The 4209-nt window shown below is 57.6% G+C and carries 3 protein-coding genes; all 3 read right to left on the bottom strand.

Going from position 1 to position 4209, the window contains the following annotated elements:
• Positions 1-14: 14 nt before the first annotated feature.
• Genes AC1RQI_RS16265 through AC1RQI_RS16255 form a run of 3 tightly spaced genes read right to left on the bottom strand, consistent with a single transcriptional unit; the run spans position 15 to position 4143 of the window.
• Positions 15-1850: a peptidase domain-containing ABC transporter gene (locus AC1RQI_RS16265; protein WP_481905661.1), complete on the bottom strand. Its 1836-nt coding sequence runs from the start codon at positions 1848-1850 to the stop codon at positions 15-17.
• Complete coding sequence (locus AC1RQI_RS16260; protein ID WP_481905660.1) at positions 1850-3097, bottom strand: HlyD family secretion protein; 1248 nt, start codon at positions 3095-3097, stop codon at positions 1850-1852. Before AC1RQI_RS16260 ends, AC1RQI_RS16265 begins: the two co-directional genes overlap by 1 nt.
• Positions 3094-4143, bottom strand: a complete 1050-nt coding sequence (locus AC1RQI_RS16255; RefSeq protein ID WP_481905659.1) for a TolC family protein — start codon at positions 4141-4143, stop codon at positions 3094-3096. The genes AC1RQI_RS16260 and AC1RQI_RS16255 overlap by 4 nt, the downstream gene beginning before the upstream one ends.
• Between the last annotated feature and the right edge of the window lie 66 nt (positions 4144-4209).

Below are 4209 nucleotides of genomic sequence, written 5' to 3'. Positions count from 1 at the left end.
AACCAAGAACTAGACTATGAAGGGTGGGTCAATTTTATTGGCCAAAGGTGGGTCAAAATAGATGGCCATTGACAGGAGAGCAGCTGGTCTTCCTGCATGACGGCCGCTACCTGCTCCCGGAAATAGCGCAGACCAAGCACCCGGATGTCCATGAACGACGCGCGGGCCTCATACGTAACCTCAGCATGCTCCGATTCCAGTCTGACCTGGACTTCCCCGGTACCGGGCTCAAGCAGGCCGAGCATGATCTTAAGCAGCGTGCTCTTGCCCGTGCCGGAAGGGCCTCGAATCGCCACAGCCTGATTCGCCGGAATTTCGAGTGACAGATCCTGGAACAACCAGGGATCCTCTTCCGTGTACCGGTAACTGACGTCCTGCAGCCGGAAGTCCCCCGCAAGCTGACGGTCATCGCCACCGTCCGACTCCAGGTGCGCCTCGGTCTGCGACTTGGCGATATCGGCAATCCGTTCCAGATGAAGCCGGAGCATTTTCAACTCAATGGCCTTGTTGATCAGGGCCTCAGCCTTGGAGGTGAACTGCTTCTTGTAGGAGACAAAGGCGTACAGCATGCCAACGGTAAAGGCGCCCTGCCCTTCGAGGACCAGACTTGCCCCTAAGTAAATGACAAGGATGTTTTCAAGCCCAAAAAGCAGACCATTGGCCGTATTGAAGCCAATGTCGAACTTGCCCAGGCTGATGTCCTTATTGATTCGTTCCGCGTAGCGGTTCTGCCAAAGGCTCTGGCGATCCACTTCTTTACCAAACAGCTTAACCGACTGCACACCACGTACCGTCTCCATGAAGTTGGACTGCTCTTTGGCCTGCGCGAGGATGCTCTCTTCGGTAAGATTCCGGAAAGGTCGGAACAGGGCAAGGCGCAACAGCAGGTAGAGGCTGACGAAGGCCAGGACAATCAAAGCCAGCATCGGGCTGTAAACGAAGAGGAGAATAACCAGAATGATGGACATCACCCCGTCGACCAGCACTTCCACGAAGCCGGTGGTGAACATCTCCTTGACCTGCTGCAGCGACTGGAAGCGGGACACCACATCACCAATGTGGCGGTTCTCGAAGTAGTCCAGTGGCAGCCGCACCAGGTGCCGGAAGAGGTTGTTCGCCATCTGCATGTTGAGCATGCTGCTGAACATCAGCACCACCCAGGAACGCAGCATCTGAGTTGCAATCTCAATGACCACCAGCATCAGGAATCCGAGCGCGAGCACCAGCAGAAGATCCGCGTCATAACTGACCAGCGCTTCATCCACCACCAGCTGCATATAGAAGGGACCGCCCAGGGAAAAAACCTGCAAGGCGAAGGACAGGACAAGCACCTGAGCCAGGGCGCCCTTGAATCCACTGATGCGGCTCCAGAAGTCAGTCAGCTTCATGGAGCGGCGCTCGTCTTCCTTCTCAAAACCAGGTGCTGGGGTAAGCTCCAGCGCAATACCGGTGAAATGCTGGGACAACTCATCGCGGTCCAGATAGCGAGCCCCTTGAGCGGGGTCATGGATGACCGCCTTGTTGCCACTGAAACCAGCCAACACCACGAAGTGATTCATGTCCCAGTGCAGGATGGCGGGTGTTTCCAGGTCCCGGATCTGATCAACTTCCAGCTTAAGGGGACGCGAGCCCAGATTGAGACGATCCGCGGTTGCCATCAGGCTTTTGAGGGTTGCCCCTTTCAGAGAGACAGGGAATCGACGCCGGAGTGTATTGAGGTCCGTGCGAAAGCCATGGAACCCGGCAACCATCGCCAGGCATGCAAGACCGCACTCGGCCATGGCGGTCTGCTGAATGACCGGCACCTTCCTGCGACCGGAGAACTGCAGCAGGGACAGCGGTGAATCCATTACAGGGTCCCCTTAAGACTGTAGAGTGGCTTCAGAATCCATTGGTAAAGAGGGCGTTCATCCAAAAGGATATCCGCCTGAAGGGTCATGCCCGCATCAAGGGACATTTGCTGGCCATAGGCCGTGAGCGTTTGTTCGCTCAACTCCGCGTTTACCCGATAGACCGGTGTCCGGAGGTCGATAGGCGCGTCCACCTCGTTAGGGGACAACACGGTTTCCGCCACATTCGATACATGGCTCTCATGACTGCCAAAGCGTTCATGAGGGAAAGCCTCGTAGCGAACACGTACCGGCAAACCAGGTTCGACGAAACCAATAGCCCGACTGGGCACAAGAAGTTCCGCCTCCAATGAACTGCCTTCCGGCAGAATGGCCATCATGGGGCGCCTTGGCGATGCCGTCTGGCCCTGCTTGACCTGAAGGCTGGTTATGCGTCCGGAACGGGGCGCTTTTACGGAAAACGCATGCTCGCCCCGGTGCTGCAGTTTCCGTTCATCGAGCCGTGCGATTTCCGCCTGCAACTCATCCACCGTCTCCTGGGTTTCACTTTCCAGGGAATCCAGCTCAAAACGTGCGTTTTCAAGATCGCCCTTCTCAGCCGAAAGAGACTGGCGAAGCTGCTTCTGTCGCTGCTGCTCGTCCAGCAGGGTCTGATATCGCGCCTGGTAGTCCTCTTCAGAAATCAGCTCGTCCTGATGAAGGTTTTCCAGCGACTGGTAACGACTGCGGGCCAGCTCAACCCGTTTCTTCTGGAGCCGGATCTGATCCTCAAGCTGACGGATCTGGCGCTCATGCCCGTCAATACGACTCCGAAGATACACTTCCCGCGCATCCCGGCGCTGCTTCTGGCGTTGAATCCTCTCCTCAAGCTGCCGTTTTTGTTGCTCCAGAAGGTCCACCACCAAGGTATTCAGGGTCCCCCCCTCCTCAAGCGTCTTATCAGTGCTGACCCGCGCAAGAACCTCGTCCTTTTCCACCCGGTCACCAGCCTCAACTTTCAGGTCCGTGATGGTTCCGGTTTGCGACGCGCGCACCTCCACCATGCCCTCGGCAGGACTCAGATACCCCTGAACCGTCTCCTTACGGGTATAAGTTCCCAGATACAGGTACAGAATCAAACACACCAGAACCACCGCGACGGCAGCGCTCAAAAGCCGCAACGACAACGGCTGTGTCAGCAGAATCTCCCCCCAGAGCCGTTCCCGTTGATAGGCAACCGCCTCCTTGCGAAACAGGGATCCCGTCATGAAGAAGTCTCCAGCCAACCATTAACCAATTGCATAAAGGCTTGATCCAGTGACCCGGTTTGTTCGCGGAGCCGTCCAAGCGCATCCACATAGTCGATGCGAGCCTCCTCGTACTCCTGACGGGCTGAAAACAGGGAGCGCTGCGCCCGAACAACATCCACCGTATCCCGTAAACCGGATTTGAAGGCGCGTTGAGTGGCCGAAAGCCTTTCCTTTTCCACTTCCAACGACATCCGCGCGGCGCCAACTGCCTCCTTGAGACTGCGCAAATCCCTGACGCTCACCTTGATTGCACGACGGGCTTCAATCACCGCAGCCCGACGCTGTTCGTAGGCTTGCTCTTTCTCCGCCCTTGCCTGTCGGTAAGTGGAAAGGTTGCGCCCTCCTGTAAACAACGGCATCGAAAGCTCAAGACCCACAACGACCGACTCAGCATCATTGCTGGCCAGCGTGCCGGGGGCGGATCCATCCTCCAGATCGCTCTGCTGACGATTGGCGGTCAGGGTTAGATCAATATCCGGTGCAAATGCCGCCTTGGCCTTTTTCCGTTGCATATCCGCGCGTTGCGCCGCTGCGTCCAGAACCCGGACACGGGCGTTCTGGGCACGTCCGGATTCCAGCATGTTGGCAAGTGGGGGATAATGATGTTCGCGGGGGTCAAAGTGATCGGCCAGGGCCGCAACGCTGTCAAAGCTTTTTCCCGTCAGCGCCGTCAACTCCTGCATGGCCGCATGCCGCGACGAGCGAGCGCGGACCAGCTCCAGTTCCGCCTGCTTAAGCTCTGCCCGGGCATCCGAAACATCCAGACGAGAGGAGAGCCCCGCATCAAGCCGCGAGCTGGCCTGCTCACGTTGGGCCTCGACAGCGTCGACACGGGATTCCAGAGTCCGGACTCGCACCTGAGCACGTAGAGCCTCCAGATAAGCCTGGAGCAATTCCCGGTTGAAACTCTGCAGGCGCTGCTGATACTCAAGCGCCGCGACCTTCGCCCCGGCACGCCCTGCCCGGTAATCGTACCAGGCATCCAACCGAAACGTAAGCGCCAACGAACCGACACCTATTCGCTGGCCTGAACACCCCTCACACTGATTCCATCCTGTTAAGCATTGGAG

It is taken from the genome of Salicola sp. AFF1 (assembly GCF_056783195.1).
The sequence above is the reverse complement of the archived record's forward strand: the minus strand, read 5'-3'. Positions and strand labels throughout refer to the sequence as shown.

Bases quoted from the DNA above. Each gene is read 5' to 3' on its own strand.
- AC1RQI_RS16265 (WP_481905661.1), bottom strand. From the start codon at position 1,850: ATGGATTCACCGCTGTCCCTGCTGCAGTTCTCCGGTCGCAGGAAGGTG.
- AC1RQI_RS16260 (WP_481905660.1), bottom strand. From the start codon at position 3,097: ATGACGGGATCCCTGTTTCGCAAGGAGGCGGTTGCCTATCAACGGGAA.